Raw genomic sequence first — 20,005 nt, forward strand, 5'->3', positions numbered from 1 at the left:
AAACTTTTTGTAATTTAAAGGTTTGTTTTTTAGTTGTTTGTGATTGTTTTTGTGCGTGTTTTCTTAATGTTGAAATATTTTAGTTAACATCAATAATTTTAAAGTATTCATTATTTATGTCGAAAAACGGCTCACCATTTAAAACAAAAAAAACCTTCAATTACGAAGGCTTTTTTATACTATTTAAACGCATAGATTATTGCTCCATCACGCTTGTTGTTTTCTTTTTTAGTACACTAGTTTTGCTAGAGTCTATAATAAGACCTTTAATTTTTAAAGCTATTGTAGGTGTTTCAGCATTAGAAGTTACAGTAATTGTTTTTCTAATAGGATTTACTCTATTAGTATCGTATTTTACTGAGATTTCTCCAGTTTGACCAGGCATAATAGGACCGTCTGGTTTTTTTGGTACTGTACATCCACAAGTTGATTTTACATTTGAAATAATTAAAGGGGCATCTCCTGTGTTTGTAAATTCAAAAATACGTACACCGTTTGATCCTTTTTCTATAGTTCCGTAATCAATAACATCTGTTTTGAATTCTATTTTAGCGACTTTGTTTTGTGCAGAAGCACCAAAACTCATTACGCTAACAAATAAAATTAGTATTAAGTTTTTCATCATTTTAAGGTTTAAATTGATACTATCAAAATTACTTACTTTTTACCGTTTTGCAAAATAAAAAAGAGCATGGACTCTAATCTTAACATTGTTATTATAAAAATGGTCATTAATCGTCTTTATAATTTCACAAAAAAAGAAATATAAGTACTTTTGTAACTCAATATTCAAAAACTATTCCAAAGTATGAGCATTCCGTCAAAATATGATGCAACAAATGTAGAAAGCAAGTGGTACGACTACTGGATGAAACATAATTATTTTCATTCTACACCAGATGAAAGAGAACCATATACTATTGTAATTCCTCCACCAAACGTCACAGGAGTATTGCACATGGGACATATGCTTAATAATACCATTCAAGATGTTTTAATTCGTCGTGCACGTTTGCAAGGTAAAAATGCGTGTTGGGTACCCGGTACAGATCATGCATCTATTGCTACCGAAGCAAAAGTTGTGGCGAAATTAAAAGAACAAGGAATAGATAAAAACGACTTAACAAGAGAAGAGTTTTTAGAACATGCTTGGGAATGGACCGAAGAATATGGTGGTGTAATTTTAGATCAACTTAAAAAATTAGGATGTTCTTGTGATTGGGAACGTACTAAATTTACAATGGATGACGATATGTCTGAAGCAGTAATAAAAGTATTTGTTGATTTACACGAAAAAGGACTTATTTACAGAGGTTACCGTATGGTAAACTGGGATCCTGAAGCAAAAACAACCTTGTCTGATGAAGAAGTTATTCACGAAGAACGCCAAGGAAACCTTTATTATATTAATTATAAAATTGAAGGAAGCGACGATACATTAACCATTGCAACCACAAGACCAGAAACTATTTTTGGAGATAGTGCAATTTGTATCAATCCAGAAGATGAACGTTTTGCACACTTACGTGGAAAAAAAGCCATCGTACCAATTTGTGGACGAGTAATTCCTATTATTGAAGACGAATATGTAGATGTTGAGTTTGGTACAGGTTGTTTAAAAGTAACACCTGCACACGATGAAAACGATAAAAATCTTGGAGATAAACATAAATTAGAAGTTATTGATATCTTTCATGAAGATGCTAGTTTAAATAGCTTTGGGTTACAATTTGAAGGTCAAGATCGGTTTGTAGCAAGAAAAAATGTAGCAAAAGAATTAGAAACATTAGGTGTTTTAGTGAAAACTGAAATACACATGAATAAAGTAGGAACGTCTGAACGTACCAAAGCAGTTATTGAGCCAAGATTAAGCGACCAATGGTTCTTAAAAATGGAAGAGTTGGTAAAACCAGCAATCGAAGCTGTTTTAGGAGAAGATGCCGAGATAAAATTATTTCCAAAGAAATTTGAAAATACATACCGTCACTGGTTAGAGAATATTCGCGATTGGAATATTTCTAGACAGTTATTATGGGGACAACAAATTCCGGCCTATTTCTATGGCGATGGAAAAGAAGATTTTGTAGTTGCTGAAACTATGGAAGCTGCTCTTGAAAAAGCACAGAAAGTAACAGGTAAATCAGATTTAAAAGCCGAAGACTTAAAACAAGATACAGACGCATTAGATACATGGTTCTCTTCTTGGTTATGGCCAATGTCTGTTTTTGATGGCATAAGAAACCCTGAAAACGAAGAAATTAAATACTATTACCCAACTAACGATTTAGTTACTGGACCAGATATTTTATTCTTTTGGGTAGCACGTATGATTATTGCGGGTTACGAGTATAAAGACGAAAAACCTTTTAATAATGTGTATTTAACAGGTTTAGTTCGTGATAAGCAACGTCGTAAAATGAGTAAATCTTTAGGGAACTCACCAGATGCACTAAAATTAATTGAAGAATACAGTGCCGATGGTGTACGTGTTGGAATGTTATTTAGTAGCGCAGCAGGAAACGATTTAATGTTTGACGAAGCACTTTGCCAACAAGGAAAAGGTTTTGGAAACAAAATATGGAATGCTTTTAACTTAACCAATTTATGGGACGTTAGCGATACGATTGAGCAACCTAACTCAAGCAAAATAGCTTTAGATTGGTACGAAGCAAAATTTAGTACTGTATTAGTAGAAATTGAAGACCACTTTAGTAAATACCGTTTAAGTGATGCTTTAATGTCTATCTATAAATTAATTTACGATGATTTTTGTGGATGGTTATTAGAAATAGTAAAACCAGCATACCAACAGCCAATTGATGCTATAACGTACAATAAAGTAATGTCTGCTTTTGAGGATAACTTAAAGATATTACACCCATTTATGCCTTTCTTAACCGAAGATATTTGGCAATATATTGCTGAACGTACTCCAGAGGAAGCATTAATTGTAGCAAAATGGCCAGAAGTAAAACCAATAAATACGGAGATTATTTCTCAGTTTGAATTTGCTTCGGAAGTGATTTCTGGAATTAGAACCGTTAGAAAAGAAAAAAATATAGCGTTTAAAGATGCTATAGGTTTTTCTGTAATAAACAATGAAAAATCTAATACAGCATTTGATGCGGTTATTTCTAAATTAGGAAATCTAGAAACTATAGAATATGTTACGGAGCCAGTAGAAGGTGCTTTGACTTTTAGGGTGAAATCTAACGAGTATTTTATTCCAATGGATGGCGCAATTGATATTGAAGCAGAAATTAAAAAACTTACTGAAGAATTAAAGTATACGGAAGGTTTCTTAAAATCGGTACAAAAGAAGTTGTCTAACGAACGTTTTGTTGCCGGAGCTCCAGAACAAGTTATTGCAAATGAACGTAAAAAAGAAGCAGATGCTTTAGCTAAAATAGAGACACTAAAAGCAAGTTTATCTAGTTTGAAATAAAATAGAATAACTTAAATTTAAAAGCCTTTTCAATTATGAAAAGGCTTTTTTTTGTTAACAAAAAATTAATTTTCATTTTATTTTTTCGTCTAAAAATTAATTTTTACTACCGTCATCGGTTATAAATATCGGTTCATCGAAATGTCTAAATGTCTTCGTTAAAATGTTTTAAGTAGGAGATTTCTTTCTATATCTTCGTTGTCCCCTAATACTATAGCATGATTAATAAATTAACCTTCAATGTAATGCTTTTAGCATTGTTTTTACCTGTTTACACTCTTTTAGCACAAACCGGACCCGGTGGTGTTGGAAACTCTACAACAAATGGATTATGGCTAAAAGCCGATGATTTAAGTCTCTCAAATGGAGATGATGTATCTACTTGGCGTGATGTTTCTGGTAATAATAATGATGCCAATCAAACCATTGCTACTGAAAAACCATCTTTTATTAGTAGTTCTTCTTTTAATAATTATCCTAGTATCGATTTTAACGGTGTTAGAGATTGGTTAAGAGTTGAAGATGCTGATGTTTTAGATGGAACTAGTGAAATTACTTATTTCACTATATTTAAACCAAAAGGGCTATATGGTAGTAATGATGTACATGGGATAGTTGGTAAAAGAACTAATTATTCAACTTCAAACCAGTATGCTTATGACTTTTTTTTCTATGATAATAAGCTTACAACAGATATTGTAACTCAAAACAATCGTTATAGCGCAAATTCTACATCTTTTTCTAATGATGAAAACTATATTTTAAGTTTTGATTTTGATGGAGATAATCCATCTGGTCCTAGAAGTTCTATGTATAGAAATGGTGGGCTAATAAAAACAGGAGGAGAAACTAGCACTAGTATTATTAATTCAAACGAACCTTTAACAATTGGGACGATGAATGTTGGTTATCATAAATACGCTAAAGGTGAAATGTCTGAGCTTATCCATTTTAATTATAAGTTGAATGCAGCTGAAAGTGTTATTGTAAATAATTATTTATCTGCAAAATATGATATCGCTTTAACTGAAAACGATCTATATACTCAAGATGATGTAGCAAATGGAAACTTTGATCATAATGTTGCAGGAATAGGTCAAGCATCAGATGGAACTAATCATACAGATTCTCAAGGCTCAGGAATTGTTAGAATTAATAACCCTTCAAATTTAACAGGTGAAACTTTCTTGTTTTGGGGAGAAGAGACCAAAGCTGTTTCTTACGCTTTAGTTAGTGATCCAATTACTTATAGTGATCAATTAAATACAAAATGGAGAGTAAGTAAAACAGGAAGTATAAATACAGTAACAGTAACTTTTGATATTAGTGATTTTTTAACTTCTGTATATTGTGATAAATTAAAATTAGTTGTGGATAACGATAGTGACTTTACAAGTCCAACATCTTACGAACTTGTAGTTTCTGGAACTACCGCTACTGCTACAGGTGTAGTTTTTTCTGATAATGATTATTTTACAGTGCGTACTCCAGGACAAATTGTTTGGGATGGTACGACTTTCTTTAACGGATCTGGTGCTTCAAATGCGCCAAATGATACTGATGAGTGTTTAAAATTAACTGTAAAATCAGGCGATATAGCTGTTGTTACTGCAGATGTTCATGTAAGAGAAATTGAGGTTGAAGCAGGAGGAGTATTACAAGTTGCTGATGGCATATTATTAGAAGTTGAAAATGGTATTGTTAATAACGGAACTATTAATCTTTTAAACGAAGCACAGTTAATTCAGAATCATACAGGAACCTCTTTAAATAGTGGAAGTGGAAATTTAACAGTCGTACAACAAGGTTCTAGCAACTTATATAACTACAATTATTGGAGTTCTCCTGTACAAAGAAATGGAAACTGGAAAATAAACTACCTAGAAACTGCTACAGGTTCAGTAAGTTTTACATCAAGTAATAATGCGAGCACTTCAGGAGGTTCAACAGTATTAAGTAGCCGTTGGTTATATACATTTAACGGACTTACCAATGCTTATGCAGATTGGAACTATATTACTCCTGCTACTGAAATTGCTCCAGGTTTAGGATACACAATGAAAGGGTCTGGAAACACGGTGGATGCCGAACAAGAATATGTTTTTAAAGGAACAGCAAACGATGGAGATATAGTTATAAGTGTATCTGCAGGTGATGAAATTTTAATTGGTAATCCATACACATCTGCATTAGATGCTGATCAATTTATTCATGATAATATAGGTGTTATTGACGGGACTATTTATTATTACGAACAATTTCAAACTAACGATACTCACAATTTAGTTGAATATCAAGGTGGTTATGGGGTATACAATTTATTAGGAGGAGTAGGATCGCCGGCACCACCTGTAAATGGAGGAGTATCTTTAAAAGGAGGTCCGAAAAAGAATATTCCAGTAGGACAAGGCTTTTTTGTAAGAGCATATACTAATGGTAATATTACATTTACTAACAGCCAACGTGTGTTTGTAAAAGAATCTTCAGGTGAATCTACTTTTTTTAGAACCGCTCAAGAATCGGTAACCGATACTCGAATTAAATTTTGGCTTCAGTTTAAGGATGCTAATGAAAACGAATCAACCATCGCTTTAGGATATGATACAAATGCTAGTGATGATTTTGATTACGGTTATGATAGTCGCACATATAACGATTTATCAAATGAAATATATTGGACTATTACTGATGAAGAATTAGCTATCCAAGGATTACATAATTTTGAAGTCTCAGATAATATTCCTTTAGGACTTCGTATTACAAATTCTGGAGATTATACGTTTGAAATCAGTGAAACTTTAAACTTTCCTGAAAGTGAAACTATATATTTAAAAGATGCTCAAACTAACAGTTATTATAATATTACAGATAATCCTGTAACGTTATACTTAATAGAAGGTGTTGATGATTCTCGTTTTTCTATTGTATATCAAACAGAAGAAAGCTTATCTATAGGAGATATAAATACTAATGAGGTTTCAGTATTCTATAATATGAATAAAGAAACTCTAGTTTTAGATGGAATAGAAAATTTAAATGCTATTAAAAGTGTAAATATTCATAATATATTAGGACAGAATATAGTGACATTTAATACTGTTGAAAGTAATGAAATCAACCTTTCAGTTTTAAAAACGGGTATTTATATTGCTGAAATCACTCAAGATAATGGCGTAACAACAAAGCTTAAATTTGTGAAGCGTTAATTTAATAACGCTCACAATTTTTATTTATATTTACTTTTATGTCAAAAAAACACACAACTTTCACCATCCTATCGATAATACTATTCATTTTTGCAATACCATCTTATGTATTTGCACAAACAGGACCTGGTGGGGTAGGTGCAACCGATGGAACTTCAGAGTTAGTTTTATGGCTTAATCCAGATAAAGGGGCTAATACAGCTAGTGTTTTAGAAGATCAATCAGGAAATAACTTCAGCTTCGTTGATGGTGCTGGTTCAGTATTAAATATTAATACTGTTAATGGTTACAATGCATATGGGTTTAATGGCGTTAATCAGTATTTACAAAAATCTTTCGAAAGTAAATTAAATCCAGAGGAGTTTAGTGTGTTTTCTGTAAGTAATGTGTCTAACTCATCTTCTTATAAGGCTGTTCTTTCAAGTAGAGATGATCCAGCAGGAAGTGTAACTAAAGGTTTTATATTGTATGCGAGTCCAAGTTCAGATACTTGGTCTTTTTGGACAGGAACTAATAGTTCATGGCAAACTACTGGGGGAGCATTATCAACTACAAATAATTGGTCTGTTCAAAATTTGTATTATAAAAATGAAGTAGATGGTAAAAGGTTGTTTATCGACAATGCTTTAAATGCGACATCAACCCATGATATGGTGGCTAATACTTCTAGACCTTTTAGGATTGGAGCAGGTAGAAATGAAAGTACTCCAAATTATTTTTTTAAAGGAGAAATAGGTGAGATTGTAATGTATGATGCTGTTTTAAATTCGGCACAACGTATTATTGTTAATAATTATTTATCAGCTAAGTATAATATTAGTATTGCTGAAGATTATTATACACAGGATAATCCTGCAAATGGTGATTTTGACCACAATGTTGCAGGTATTTCAAGAGTTGATAATCTAAATCAGCATTTAAATTCTCAAGGAACAGGGATTATAAGAATTAGTAAGTCTGGATTGGGAAATGGTAAGTATTTATTTTGGGGGGAAAATAATAAAAACGCAACATATAGTTTCTCTTTAAATACATCAGATTATCAGGATCATATAGATACTATGTGGAGAGTTAGTGAGCCTTTTGGAATTAATGATAGGTTAATGGTTAATATTAAAAAGAGTGATCTTAACTTGTCTGTAATATCTGGTTGTACTCAATTGGAATTGATAGTTGCTGATAATTCCAGTTTTACTGGAGCATCATTAAGAGTATACCCGTTAACAGAGACTGCAACAGAGTTTGTTTATAATACAAATGGATTAGGTTTTGATGATGGAGATTATTTTACCTTAAGATATACGGATCAAATTGTTTGGGATGGTACGACTTTCTTTAACGGATCTGGTGCTTCAAATGCGCCAAATGATACTGATGAGTGTTTAAAATTAACTGTAAAATCAGGCGATATAGCTGTTGTTACTGCAGATGTTCATGTAAGAGAAATTGAGGTTGAAGCAGGAGGAGTATTACAAGTTGCTGATGGCATATTATTAGAAGTTGAAAATGGTATTGTTAATAACGGAACTATTAATCTTTTAAACGAAGCACAGTTAATTCAGAATCATACAGGAACCTCTTTAAATAGTGGAAGTGGAAATTTAACAGTCGTACAACAAGGTTCTAGCAACTTATATAACTACAATTATTGGAGTTCTCCTGTACAAAGAAATGGAAACTGGAAAATAAACTACCTAGAAACTGCTACAGGTTCAGTAAGTTTTACATCAAGTAATAATGCGAGCACTTCAGGAGGTTCAACAGTATTAAGTAGCCGTTGGTTATATACATTTAACGGACTTACCAATGCTTATGCAGATTGGAACTATATTACTCCTGCTACTGAAATTGCTCCAGGTTTAGGATACACAATGAAAGGGTCTGGAAACACGGTGGATGCCGAACAAGAATATGTTTTTAAAGGAACAGCAAACGATGGAGATATAGTTATAAGTGTATCTGCAGGTGATGAAATTTTAATTGGTAATCCATACACATCTGCATTAGATGCTGATCAATTTATTCATGATAATATAGGTGTTATTGACGGGACTATTTATTATTACGAACAATTTCAAACTAACGATACTCACAATTTAGTTGAATATCAAGGTGGTTATGGGGTATACAATTTATTAGGAGGAGTAGGATCGCCGGCACCACCTGTAAATGGAGGAGTATCTTTAAAAGGAGGTCCGAAAAAGAATATTCCAGTAGGACAAGGCTTTTTTGTAAGAGCATATACTAATGGTAATATTACATTTACTAACAGCCAACGTGTGTTTGTAAAAGAATCTTCAGGTGAATCTACTTTTTTTAGAACCGCTCAAGAATCGGTAACCGATACTCGAATTAAATTTTGGCTTCAGTTTAAGGATGCTAATGAAAACGAATCAACCATCGCTTTAGGATATGATACAAATGCTAGTGATGATTTTGATTACGGTTATGATAGTCGCACATATAACGATTTATCAAATGAAATATATTGGACTATTACTGATGAAGAATTAGCTATCCAAGGATTACATAATTTTGAAGTCTCAGAAGATATTCCTCTAGGACTTCGTATTACAAATTCTGGAGATTATACGTTTGAAATTAGTGAAACTTTAAACTTCCCTGAAAGTGAAACCATTTATTTGAAAGATGCTAAGACTCACAGTTATTATAATATTACAGATAATCCTGTAACTTTAAACTTAACAGAAGGTGTTGATGATTCTCGTTTTTCTATTGTATATCAAATAGAAGAAAGCTTATCTATAGGAGATGTAAATACAAGTGATATTTCAGTATTTTATAATCTTAATAAAGATGAATTGGTGTTAAAAGGTATTGAGAATTTAAACGCTATTAAAAGTATAAATATTCATAATGTATTAGGACAGAATATGGCAAATTTTAATGCTATTGAAAGTAATGAAATCAACCTTTCAGTTTTAAAAACGGGTATTTATGTTGCTGAAATCACTCAAGATAATGGCGTAACAACGAAGCTTAAATTTGTGAAGCGTTAATTTAATAACGCTCACAATTTTTCTCATATAAAAATTTTTCCTCAAAATTTTTATTTATATTTACTTTTATGTCAAAAAAACACACAACTTTCACCATCCTATCGGTAATACTATTCATTTTTGCAATACCATCTTATGTATTTGCACAAACAGGACCTGGTGGAGTAGGTGCTAATAATGGGGGGTCTAGTTTAATTATGTGGTACCGTCCAGATAACGGATTATCTACTACAGGAACATTAATTGATAGTTGGCTTAATTCAGCAGGAATTCCCGAATTCAATATGAGTGAAACCAATACACTAAGACCAACTTTAAACGTTGGAACTGTAAATGGTTACGGAGAAGTTGCTTTTAATGGAAGTAATAGAATGCGGACTGGTTATACCTTAACTGCTACTAATTTTATTGTAAATGAAGCGTCTTCGTTTCTTATGGCAAAAGCAAATAAGACCTCACAAACATCATGTGTATATACTACTGATAATTTAGAAAGTTCTACACGTTTTTCAAATCATATACCTTGGAATGGTACTGTGTATTACGATATAGGACAATGTTGTAGTAGTAGTTCAAGATTACAAGTAGGTGGATTAACAGGCTTGTTAGATTATTCAATTTGGTCATATGATGCTCATCCTGCTTCTGGAAAGCAATTATATCGTAATGAAGACTTGTTAGTGTCACGAGGAGGAAGTTCAACCTATAATTCATACGCTTCTCAGCAATTTAATATTGGTGGCTTTACAGGAGGAACTAATGGATTTGAAGGGAATATAACTGAATTAGCTATATATAAAGAAAAAGTAAATGCAGCTCAACGTATTATTATTGATAATTATTTGTCTTCAAAATATAATAATGCATTAACAGCTAATGATTTTTATATTCAAGATGATGTAGCAAATGGAAACTTTGATCATAATGTTGCAGGAATAGGACAAGCATCAGATGGTAGTAGTCATACTGATTCGCAAGGAACAGGTATTGTGAGAATCCATACACCTTCTGCTTTATCAAATAATGATTTTTTATTTTGGGGAGAAGAAACAAAAGCACCTTCTTATGCTTTAGTAACTGAAACAACCAATTATACCGAACAATTAAACTCTAAATGGAGAGTAAGTAAAATAGGAAATTTAGGAACAGTTACTGTCGCTTTTGATATTACAGATTTTTCAACAGCTATACATTGTGATCAATTTAAAATGATTGTTGACAACGATAGTGACTTCAGTAGTCCAATCACATATAATCTTACTGTTTCTGGAACTATCGCAACTGCTACAGGTGTAGTTTTTTCAGATAATGATTATTTTACAGTACGTAACACCGATCAAATTGTTTGGGATGGTACTACTTTCTTTAACGGATCTGGTGCTTCAAATGCTCCAAATGATACTGATGAATGTTTAAAATTAACTGTAAAAGCCGGAAGTACAGCAATTTTAAATGTAGATGCACATGTAAGAGAAATTGAGATTGAAGCAGGAGGAGTATTACAAGTTGCTGATGGCATATTATTAGAAGTTGAAAATGGTATTGTTAATAACGGAACTATTAATCTTTTAAACGAAGCACAATTAATTCAGAATCATACTGGAACCTCTTTAAATAGTGGAAGTGGAAATTTAACAGGTGTACAACAAGGTTCTAGCAACTTATATAATTACAATTATTGGAGTTCTCCTGTACAAAGAAATGGAAACTGGAAAATAAACTACCTAGAAACTGCTGCAGGTTCAGTAAGTTTTACATCAAGTAATAATGCGAGCACTTCAGGAGGTTCAACAATGTTAAGTAGCCGTTGGTTATATACATTTAACGGACTTACCAATGCTTATGCAGATTGGAATTATATTACTCCTGCTACTGAAATTGCTCCAGGTTTAGGATACACAATGAAAGGGTCTGGAAATACAGTGGATGCTGAACAAGAATATGTTTTTAAAGGAACAGCAAACGATGGAGATATAGTTATAAGTGTATCTGCAGGTGATGAAATTTTAGTAGGAAATCCATACCCATCGGCATTAGATGCTCATCAATTTATTTCAGATAACAACGCCTCCGTAATTGATGGAACTATTTATTTTTATGAACATTTTGATACAAATGATTCACACGTGTTATCAGAATATCAAGGTGGTTATGCAACCTTAAATTTAGTAAGTTCAGTTGAAGCACCAGGATCTACAGCTTTTTCTAAAGGTGCTCCAACAGGAAATATCTCTGTTGCTCAAGGATTTTTTGTTAGAGTGATTGCTAGTGGTGATGTTATATTTAAAAACTCTCAGCGTATATTTGCTAGAGAATCTTTAAACGAAGCTACATTTTATAGAACAGCACAAGAAGCGGTAACAGATACCCGAATTAAATATTGGTTAAGTTTTACGAGTAGTGAAGACTATGAGTATAAAATTGCTTTAGGTTATGATATTAATGCTTCTAGTGGTTTTGATAATGGTTATGACTCTAGAGTATTAAATGAGAAATCAAATGAAATATATTGGACTATTCCTGATGAAGAATTACGTATTCAAGGACTACATGATTTTCAGGTGTCTGATGAAATTCCGCTAGGAGTTCATGTTACAGATGCCGGAAATTATACGTTTACAATTAGTGAAACCTTAAATTTTCCGGAAGGTGAAACTATTTATTTAAAAGATAATGTGACTAATTCTTTTTATGATATATCTCAAGATAGTGTAACATTAAATCTTTCAGAAGGGGTTTACAATTCGCGTTTTGTAGTTGTATATCAAAATGCCGAAGCTTTATCTATTGAAGATGTAAATACTAATGAAATTTCAGTATTTTATAATATGAATAGTGATACTTTAGTTTTAGATGGAATAGAAAATTTAAGCGCTATTAAAAGCTTAAATATTAATAATATATTAGGGCAGAATATGGCAAATTTCAATGCTATTGAAAGTAATGAAATCAACCTTTCAGTTTTAAAAACGGGTATTTATGTTGCTGAAATTACTCAAGATAATGGCGTAACAACAAAGCTTAAATTTGTGAAGCGTTAGGGAAAGATATAAATTTCATTAACTTGAAGTTATACATAAAATATATAAAAGAGAATCTTAATGAAGGTTCTCTTTTTTTTGTTTACCACTCGTTTATTTTGTTGGAATCTAACTTTACAAAAATAAACAGTAAAATAGCAAATCCCCAAAGTCCAGAGCCACCATAACTAAAAAAGGGTAGAGGAATACCAACTGTTGGAATTAAGCCCATTACCATTCCTGTGTTAATTGTAAAATGGACAAATAGTATTGAGGCTACACAGTAGCCATAAACCCTACTAAATTGATTTTTTTGCGCTTCGGCGAGGTAAAGTATTCTAATAATTAAACTAACAAATAAAATCACTACCATAGCACTTCCTAAAAATCCCCACTCTTCTCCAACGGTACTAAAAATGTAATCTGTATGTTGTTCGGGTACAAACTTTCCTGTAGTTCGTGTGCCTTCAAGAAATCCTTTTCCGTTAAGGCCACCAGAGCTAATTGCTTTTTCCGATTCGTTTAAGTTATAAAGAATCGTTTTTTTCATCTGTTGTAATTTTACAGGATCTTTTTCTAGACGTAACCACAAACTAATTCTGTCTTTTTGATGTGGTTTTAAAATACTATCATAAAAGGTTTTTACTCCAAAAGAAAACACCACACACAACACAAATACAATCATAGGTTGTATTATTGAAGGGCGTTTTTTCTTCATGAAAAAGTACAATGCTGCAATGATAATTAAGGAAACACCTGCAGAAATAAGAATACCAAATTTTAAAGAAATTACAGAAAGGAGCATAATAATTACACCAATAATTAGATAGATTTGCTGTAAACCTTCTCTGTAAAATACAAAGAAAAAAGAAGCGTAGACTACAGTACTACCGGCATCATTTTGTAATAAAATAAGTATTGCAGGTATTACAATTATTGCAATGGTTTTTAATTGATCGCTTAGTGATTTCATGTTAGTTTGTAAATCACTAATGTATTTAGCAACAGCTAATGATGTTGCAAATTTAGCAAACTCACTGGGTTGGAAGGTCATACCTCCAATTCCGTACCATGATGTGGCACCGTTTACGTTTTTTCCGAAGATAAATAAGCCAACAAGAGAGAGCATGGAAATGATATAAATTACACTTGCAAACCGTTCATAAAACTTGGCTTCAATGGAGAGAATAATCCCTATTAAAACGATGGTTAGCATAATAAACAAAAGTTGTTTCCCGTAAGGTAAACTGGTGTTGAAATACGTGATGATTTCACCTTCATGAGATGCCGATAATATATTTAACCACCCAAAGCCAACTAGTGCTAAAAATAAAACAATAGTCACCCAATCAAACTTAAAACCTCTATGATTTTCTCTTAACATGTATTATAAACTTGGTTTTTGAGACGTGCTAATTGTTACGTCATCTGTATTATCTTCATTTTTATAGTTGTCAATAACTTGTAAAAGAGAACCTCTATTGATATTAAAAGGCTCACCTGAATATGGTTTTTTATATTCGTCCTCTAAACTGTGGGTTAAAATCCAATCTTCTAAATCTGTACGGGTAATATTACCGTTAATAAATTTTTCAATCATTAAACTGGCCATTCTTCCTGCAAATCTACTTCCCCAATAACCGTTTTCAACAAAAACAGCAATTGCAATTTTAGGATTATCTTTAGGTGCAAATGCCACAAAAATAGAGTGATCTGTAAGTTGTGTAGTTTTACCGTCAATTTTCATAAAGTTCTCGGCAGTTCCTGTTTTTCCACAAATTTCAATACCTGGAACTTGTAGTGATTGTGCGGTTCCTTTATTAAATACATCAAACATTCCTTCTACTACAGGATCAAAATTCTTTTTATCTATTGTAGTGTGATTTTTAGTTTGAAATTGTTTAGGGATGGTATCGTTCTCAATACTTTTAATGATGTGAGGTGTGTAATAATAGCCGCGATTTGCAATAGCAGCAACCATATTTGCTAGCTGTATTGGTGTTGCTTCAACTTCTCCTTGGCCAATGGCATTTGATACATTATAGGTTGATCCCCAACGGTTATCACCATATTGTCTGTCGTAATAATCACCATCTGGAATTCTACCAGGTCTTCCTACCGATAAATCATTGTGTAAAAAGTCGCCCAATCCAAAACTCTTAGCGTGGTTTGCCCACACATTTAAACCTTCACCAGCATCATCATATTTTTCAACAATACGTCTGTATACATTTACAAAATAAGCGTTACATGATTGTGCGATTCCTGCATTCATATCAACAGGGCTTTTATGGTGGTGACAACCGGTGAGTTTTCTACTTCCGTAGTAATATCCCATTCTACAAGCAAAACTTTCGTGAGCTGTTACAACACCTTCCTGTAATCCAATAAGTGCATTGATTACTTTAAATGGTGATCCCGGGGCATATTGTGCCATCAAACTACGATCAAAAAGTGGTTTTGCTATGGTGTCATAATGCATTTTTGTGTAATTTTTAGAGCGGTCTCTACCTACTAATAAGTTGGGATTGTAGCTTGGTCCAGAAACCATTGCTAAAATTTCTCCAGAGCTAGGTTCAATAGCTATAATTCCACCGCGTTTATGCTTCATTAGCATTTCGCCATAGGCTTGAAGTTGTGCGTCAATAGTGATATTAATATCTTTTCCTGGTTCTGGTAAGGTGTCAAAAATTCCATCTTTATATGGGCCAATATCTCTATTAAAGCGGTCTTTTTGTATAAATTTAATACCTTTTATACCTCTTAATGTTTCCTCGTAAGAAACTTCAATACCTTGTTTACCAATTAAATCTCCCATTTTATAATAGGGTTTCTTATTGATGATAGCTTGGTTAACTTCTCCAATGTCTCCTAAAACATTAGCTCCAATCGAGGTTTGATAATCTCTTAAGGTTCTCTTTTGAATATAAAAGCCTTTAAATTTTCGCATTTTCTCTTGAAGTACAGCGTAATCTTTTTTTGAGAGTTGTGGCACAAAAACAGAAGGTAACCGGGGCGAGTAATGTCTTGCTTTTTTATATGTACTTATAAATTTTTCTTTAGTAATTTTTAATAAGTTACAAAATTCGATGGTGTCAAGTGGTTCTACTTCACGGGGAATTATCATCACATCATAAGATGGTTGATTGGCAACTAAAAGTACACCGTTGCGATCGTATACATAACCTCTTTTAGGGTAATCGTATACTTTTCTAATGGCATTGTCTTCAAGTGGGTTGTAGGCACTTTGATTGTAAACTTGTAAATAAAATAATCGTGCAATAAAAATTAGTCCAACAACAACAACTGTAAATAATAATAAGAGTTTTCTCATCGACGCTTTTTGCTAAATAAAATAGAAATTAAAAAACATAAGAGTATAGTGAATATACTAGAGAATAACGTTTTTTGAAGTATTAAAATTATTTTTGATATGTTAAATATTTCTAATGATGATAAAACAAAATTATGAATTAAAGCTAATAGCGAAAAGTAAAGCAATCGGTTACCTAATTCAGTTTGACTGAATTTTATAGATTGATGCTCGTAAAGCATTCCAAAAGAAAATTTTAAGATAAAAGGACGTACGTATGCTATGGTAACACAGGCGGCAGCATGAATTCCTCCTGAATCAGAAAAAATATCAATAGTTAATCCTAATAAAAAACTTAAAGCAATAATAATAGACTTATTACTTCTTATGGGGAATAAGAAAATAAATATAATATAAAGGTACGGATTAACGTAACCTAAAAAATTAATATGGTTAAGTAGCAAAACTTGTATGAGTACAAGTGCTATAAATTGTGCGGTTTTTGTGGCTACAGAATTATTCATCTACTGCGTTTTGTAGTTTTTTAATTTCTTTAGCATCCTTGTTTTTTATGATATATACATGACCAATATTCGTCATGTCGTTAAATAATTTCACATCAATTGTATAGGTGTCTCCATTATTATCCACATTAAAAGTGTTTATTGTTCCAATAGGAACTCCTTTAGGGAAAATAGTAGATTGCCCACCTGTAATAATTGTATCACCAATGGCAATAGGTGCAAATTTAGAAACATCAATAAGTTGTGCTAATTGAGATGATTCAGCATTCCAAACTAACGATCCTATGTGGTTTGATTTCTTTAACTGCGCATTAATTCGGCTTTTAGTATTTAAAATAGATAAAACACTGGCGTAATTTCCAGACGTATTATCAATAATACCAACAATCCCTTTTGAGGTAATTACTCCGTAGTCTTCAAAAATACTATCATTACTTCCTTTGTTTATAGTAATATAATTTTTAGGTAACGAATAGCTGTTTTTGTACACTTTTGCTGGCGTTAAATTATAATTACCGCTGTATAATGTGCTGTCTTGGGTATCTGTGTTTTTTAGTATTGATTTTTTGTTGAAAAGTAAAGATTTTAGTCTATTGTTTTCTTCGAGAAGGATGTCGTTTTCTTGTTTTAAATCAAAATACTGACCAATACCATTAGCTTGCTTATAAATTCCGCCAGTAAAAAAATTGGCAGAATTTATAAACTTACTTTTTTGATATGAATTAGATTGAATTGTTAAAGCAAGTGATACACCAAACAACATTAAGAACAAAAGAAATGTTTTGTTTCTTATAACAAAGTTGATGATTTGTTGCATATGTAACTACTTATTTTATCAATACACTTTTAAATTTAGGAAGGTTTTTCAGGGTAATTCCAGTACCTCTTACTACCGCTCTTAATGGGTCTTCAGCAATATAAACTGGTAAATCTGTTTTTTGAGAAAGACGTTTGTCTAGCCCTCTTAGCATTGATCCTCCACCGGCAAGATAAATTCCTGTATTGTAAATATCGGCTGCCAATTCTGGTGGTGTTTGCGATAAGGTTTCCATTACAGAATCTTCAATTCTTAAAATAGATTTGTCTAAAGCTTTCGCGATCTCTCTATATGAAATTTGAACTTGTTTAGGCTTTCCTGTTAATAAATCTCTACCTTGAACACTCATGTCTTCTGGTGGTAAATCTAAATCTTCGGTCGCTGCACCAATTTGAATTTTTATCTTTTCAGCAGTACGTTCACCAATATATAAATTGTGTTGTGTACGCATGTAATAAATAATATCATTTGTAAATACATCACCGGCAACTTTTACAGATTTGTCACAAACAATACCTCCTAAAGCTATTACTGCAATTTCTGTAGTCCCACCACCTATATCTACAATCATATTTCCTTTAGGTTGCATAATATCAATACCAATACCAATTGCCGCAGCCATAGGTTCGTGTATTAAATATACTTCTTTACCGTTAACACGCTCACAAGATTCTTTTACAGCTCGCATTTCTACTTCTGTAATTCCTGATGGAATACAAACTACCATACGTAATGCTGCAGGAAATAATCGTTTTTTTAATGCGGGTATGTTTTTAATAAACATACTTATCATTTGCTCAGAAGCATCAAAATCTGCAATTACACCATCTTTAAGCGGCCTAATTGTTTTAATGTTTTCATGAGTTTTACCTTGCATCATGTTGGCTTCTTTACCAACAGCTATTATTTTTCCTGAAATTCGGTCTCTGGCAACTATTGATGGACTATCTACAACAACTTTGTCGTTATGAATAATTAATGTATTTGCTGTTCCTAAATCTATGGCTATTTCTTCGGTTAAGAAGTCAAAAAATCCCATATGCTATTTGTTGTATGATTGTTATTTATTTCATTTAGAGGATTGTAAAAGTAATAAAATTAATGTTTAAAATGACGTGTACCCGTAAATACCATTGAAACGTTATTATCATTACAGTAATCAATACTCAATTGATCTTTTATAGATCCTCCTGGTTGAATTACAGAGCTTATACCTGCGATTTTTGCAATCTCTACACAATCAGGAAACGGAAAAAATGCATCACTCGCCATTACTGCACCTTCTAAATCAAATTTAAAAGATTGTGCTTTATGAATAGCTTGGTTTAAAGCATCTACACGACTTGTTTGTCCTGTACCACTTGCACATAATTGTTTGTTTTTAGCTAATACGATAGTATTAGATTTTGTGTGTTTGCAAATTTTAGAAGCAAATATTAAGTCTTCTAACTCGTTATTTGTTGGTTTATTGTTAGTCGCATTAGATAAATCTTCTAAAGTGTCTGTGATATTATCTTTATCCTGAACTAAAACTCCGTTTAAACAAGTTCTAACAGAAGTTTGAGGTAAAGCAATATCATTAAGAATTAATAAAATTCTGTTTTTCTTTCCTTTTAAGATTTCTAAAGCATCTTCAGAAAAAGAAGGTGCAATTACAACTTCACAAAATAATTTGTGAATGTCTTCTGCTGTTGCTTTGTCAATTTCAGTATTAGAAATTAAAACCCCTCCAAAAGCAGATACTGGATCTCCAGCTAAAGCATCGGTATAGGCTCGGTGTAAAGTATCGCGTTGTGCTAATCCACAAGCGTTATTATGTTTTAAGATGGCAAATGTTGGTGCGTCGTTTTTAAATTCGTTCATTAAATTTACAGCAGCATCTACATCTAAAAGATTATTGTAGCTTAATTCTTTTCCATGAAGCTTTGTGAAAATCTCATCAAAGTTTCCGTAGAAAAATCCTTTTTGGTGTGGATTCTCTCCGTAACGTAACGCTTTTCCGTTAGTCTTACTGATTTTGAAAGATGTAATTCCTTCTTCAGTATTAAAATAATTGAAAATAGCCGAATCGTAATGAGAAGATACATTGAAAGATTTTGCAGCAAAACGCTTTCTATCTGCTTCAGAAGTTTCTCCGTTTTTAGAAGTTAAAAGTTCTAAGAACTCATTATAATCTTCAACAGAAGATACGCAAATTACATCTGCATAATTTTTGGCAGCAGCTCTAATTAAAGAAATTCCTCCAATATCAATTTTTTCAATGATATCTTGGTTACTTGCTCCAGAAGCTACAGTGTTTTCAAAAGGATATAAATCAACAATAACTAAGTCAATTTGTGGAATATTAAATTCTTCCAACTCGGCAGCATCACTTTCGTTATTCTGACGGTTTAAAATTCCTCCAAAAACTTTAGGGTGTAATGTTTTTACACGACCTCCTAAAATTGAAGGGTAAGAGGTGACATCTTCAACTGGTACGACGTTTATACCTAAGTCTTTTATAAATTTTTCAGTACCTCCAGTAGAGTAAATCGTTACATTTTGTGCATCTAATGCTTTTACAATTGGTGCTAATCCATCCTTGCTAAATACAGAGATTAATGCAGATTTAATAGTTTTGTTGTTGTTCATTGTGTTGTTGTGTGGTTTAAAAATGCAAA

General features: G+C 32.3%; 11 protein-coding genes. 4 read left to right on the forward strand and 7 right to left on the reverse strand.

The window, feature by feature from the left end:
- Positions 1-196: 196 nt before the first annotated feature.
- A complete protein-coding gene (locus tag ACU4C5_RS08250) occupies positions 197-622 on the reverse strand; it encodes a DUF1573 domain-containing protein (RefSeq protein WP_446846442.1) in 426 nt (141 codons plus the stop codon).
- Positions 623-808: 186 nt separating this feature from the next.
- Here ACU4C5_RS08250 and ACU4C5_RS08255 point away from each other — a divergent pair, with 186 nt between their 5' ends.
- The 4 genes from ACU4C5_RS08255 to ACU4C5_RS08270 all read left to right on the forward strand — a co-directional run bounded on the left by ACU4C5_RS08255 (position 809) and on the right by ACU4C5_RS08270 (position 12,712).
- Positions 809-3,445, forward strand: coding sequence for a valine--tRNA ligase (locus ACU4C5_RS08255; RefSeq protein WP_446843721.1), 2,637 nt, complete (start codon positions 809-811; stop codon positions 3,443-3,445).
- Positions 3,446-3,663: 218 nt separating this feature from the next.
- Positions 3,664-6,651, forward strand: a complete 2,988-nt coding sequence (locus ACU4C5_RS08260) for a T9SS type A sorting domain-containing protein (protein ID WP_446843722.1) — start codon at positions 3,664-3,666, stop codon at positions 6,649-6,651.
- Between the two features lie 38 nt (positions 6,652-6,689).
- Entirely contained in the window at positions 6,690-9,671 is a 2,982-nt protein-coding gene (locus ACU4C5_RS08265) for a RemA C-terminal-like gliding motility protein (protein WP_446843723.1), read from the forward strand.
- A gap of 68 nt (positions 9,672-9,739) precedes the next feature.
- Positions 9,740-12,712, forward strand: a complete 2,973-nt coding sequence (locus ACU4C5_RS08270) for a T9SS type A sorting domain-containing protein (protein ID WP_446843724.1) — start codon at positions 9,740-9,742, stop codon at positions 12,710-12,712.
- 82 nt (positions 12,713-12,794) lie between these two features.
- Here the strand turns inward: ACU4C5_RS08270 and rodA are convergent, their stop codons facing one another.
- The 6 genes from rodA to purH are packed head-to-tail and all read right to left on the reverse strand — an operon-like array spanning position 12,795 to position 19,976.
- Positions 12,795-14,075, reverse strand: a complete 1,281-nt coding sequence (gene rodA, locus ACU4C5_RS08275; RefSeq protein ID WP_446843725.1) for a rod shape-determining protein RodA — start codon at positions 14,073-14,075, stop codon at positions 12,795-12,797.
- A gap of 3 nt (positions 14,076-14,078) precedes the next feature.
- The gene (gene mrdA, locus ACU4C5_RS08280; protein WP_446843726.1) at positions 14,079-16,025 is read right to left on the reverse strand and encodes a penicillin-binding protein 2; all 1,947 of its coding nucleotides are present in this window, start codon (positions 16,023-16,025) and stop codon (positions 14,079-14,081) included.
- Positions 16,022-16,528, reverse strand: coding sequence for a rod shape-determining protein MreD (mreD, locus tag ACU4C5_RS08285; RefSeq protein WP_446843727.1), 507 nt, complete (start codon positions 16,526-16,528; stop codon positions 16,022-16,024). The genes mrdA and mreD overlap by 4 nt, the downstream gene beginning before the upstream one ends.
- On the reverse strand, positions 16,521-17,345 hold the full coding sequence (gene mreC / locus ACU4C5_RS08290) for a rod shape-determining protein MreC (protein WP_446843729.1): 825 nt from the start codon (positions 17,343-17,345) through the stop codon (positions 16,521-16,523). The genes mreD and mreC overlap by 8 nt, the downstream gene beginning before the upstream one ends.
- Positions 17,346-17,355: 10 nt before the next feature.
- Positions 17,356-18,384: a rod shape-determining protein gene (locus tag ACU4C5_RS08295; RefSeq protein ID WP_446843730.1), complete on the reverse strand. Its 1,029-nt coding sequence runs from the start codon at positions 18,382-18,384 to the stop codon at positions 17,356-17,358.
- Positions 18,385-18,443: 59 nt separating this feature from the next.
- Complete coding sequence (gene purH / locus ACU4C5_RS08300) at positions 18,444-19,976, reverse strand: bifunctional phosphoribosylaminoimidazolecarboxamide formyltransferase/IMP cyclohydrolase (RefSeq protein ID WP_446843732.1); 1,533 nt, start codon at positions 19,974-19,976, stop codon at positions 18,444-18,446.
- Positions 19,977-20,005 lie beyond the last annotated feature (29 nt).

The organism is Lacinutrix undariae (assembly GCF_052934785.1).

Bases quoted from the DNA above. Each gene is read 5' to 3' on its own strand.
- mreC (WP_446843729.1), bottom strand. From the start codon at position 17,345: ATGCAACAAATCATCAACTTTGTTATAAGAAACAAAACATTTCTTTTG.
- ACU4C5_RS08265 (WP_446843723.1), top strand. From the start codon at position 6,690: ATGTCAAAAAAACACACAACTTTCACCATCCTATCGATAATACTATTC.
- purH (WP_446843732.1), bottom strand. From the start codon at position 19,976: ATGAACAACAACAAAACTATTAAATCTGCATTAATCTCTGTATTTAGC.
- ACU4C5_RS08255 (WP_446843721.1), top strand. From the start codon at position 809: ATGAGCATTCCGTCAAAATATGATGCAACAAATGTAGAAAGCAAGTGG.
- ACU4C5_RS08260 (WP_446843722.1), top strand. From the start codon at position 3,664: ATGATTAATAAATTAACCTTCAATGTAATGCTTTTAGCATTGTTTTTA.
- ACU4C5_RS08250 (WP_446846442.1), bottom strand. From the start codon at position 622: ATGAAAAACTTAATACTAATTTTATTTGTTAGCGTAATGAGTTTTGGT.
- mreD (WP_446843727.1), bottom strand. From the start codon at position 16,528: ATGAATAATTCTGTAGCCACAAAAACCGCACAATTTATAGCACTTGTA.
- ACU4C5_RS08270 (WP_446843724.1), top strand. From the start codon at position 9,740: ATGTCAAAAAAACACACAACTTTCACCATCCTATCGGTAATACTATTC.
- ACU4C5_RS08295 (WP_446843730.1), bottom strand. From the start codon at position 18,384: ATGGGATTTTTTGACTTCTTAACCGAAGAAATAGCCATAGATTTAGGA.
- mrdA (WP_446843726.1), bottom strand. From the start codon at position 16,025: ATGAGAAAACTCTTATTATTATTTACAGTTGTTGTTGTTGGACTAATT.
- rodA (WP_446843725.1), bottom strand. From the start codon at position 14,075: ATGTTAAGAGAAAATCATAGAGGTTTTAAGTTTGATTGGGTGACTATT.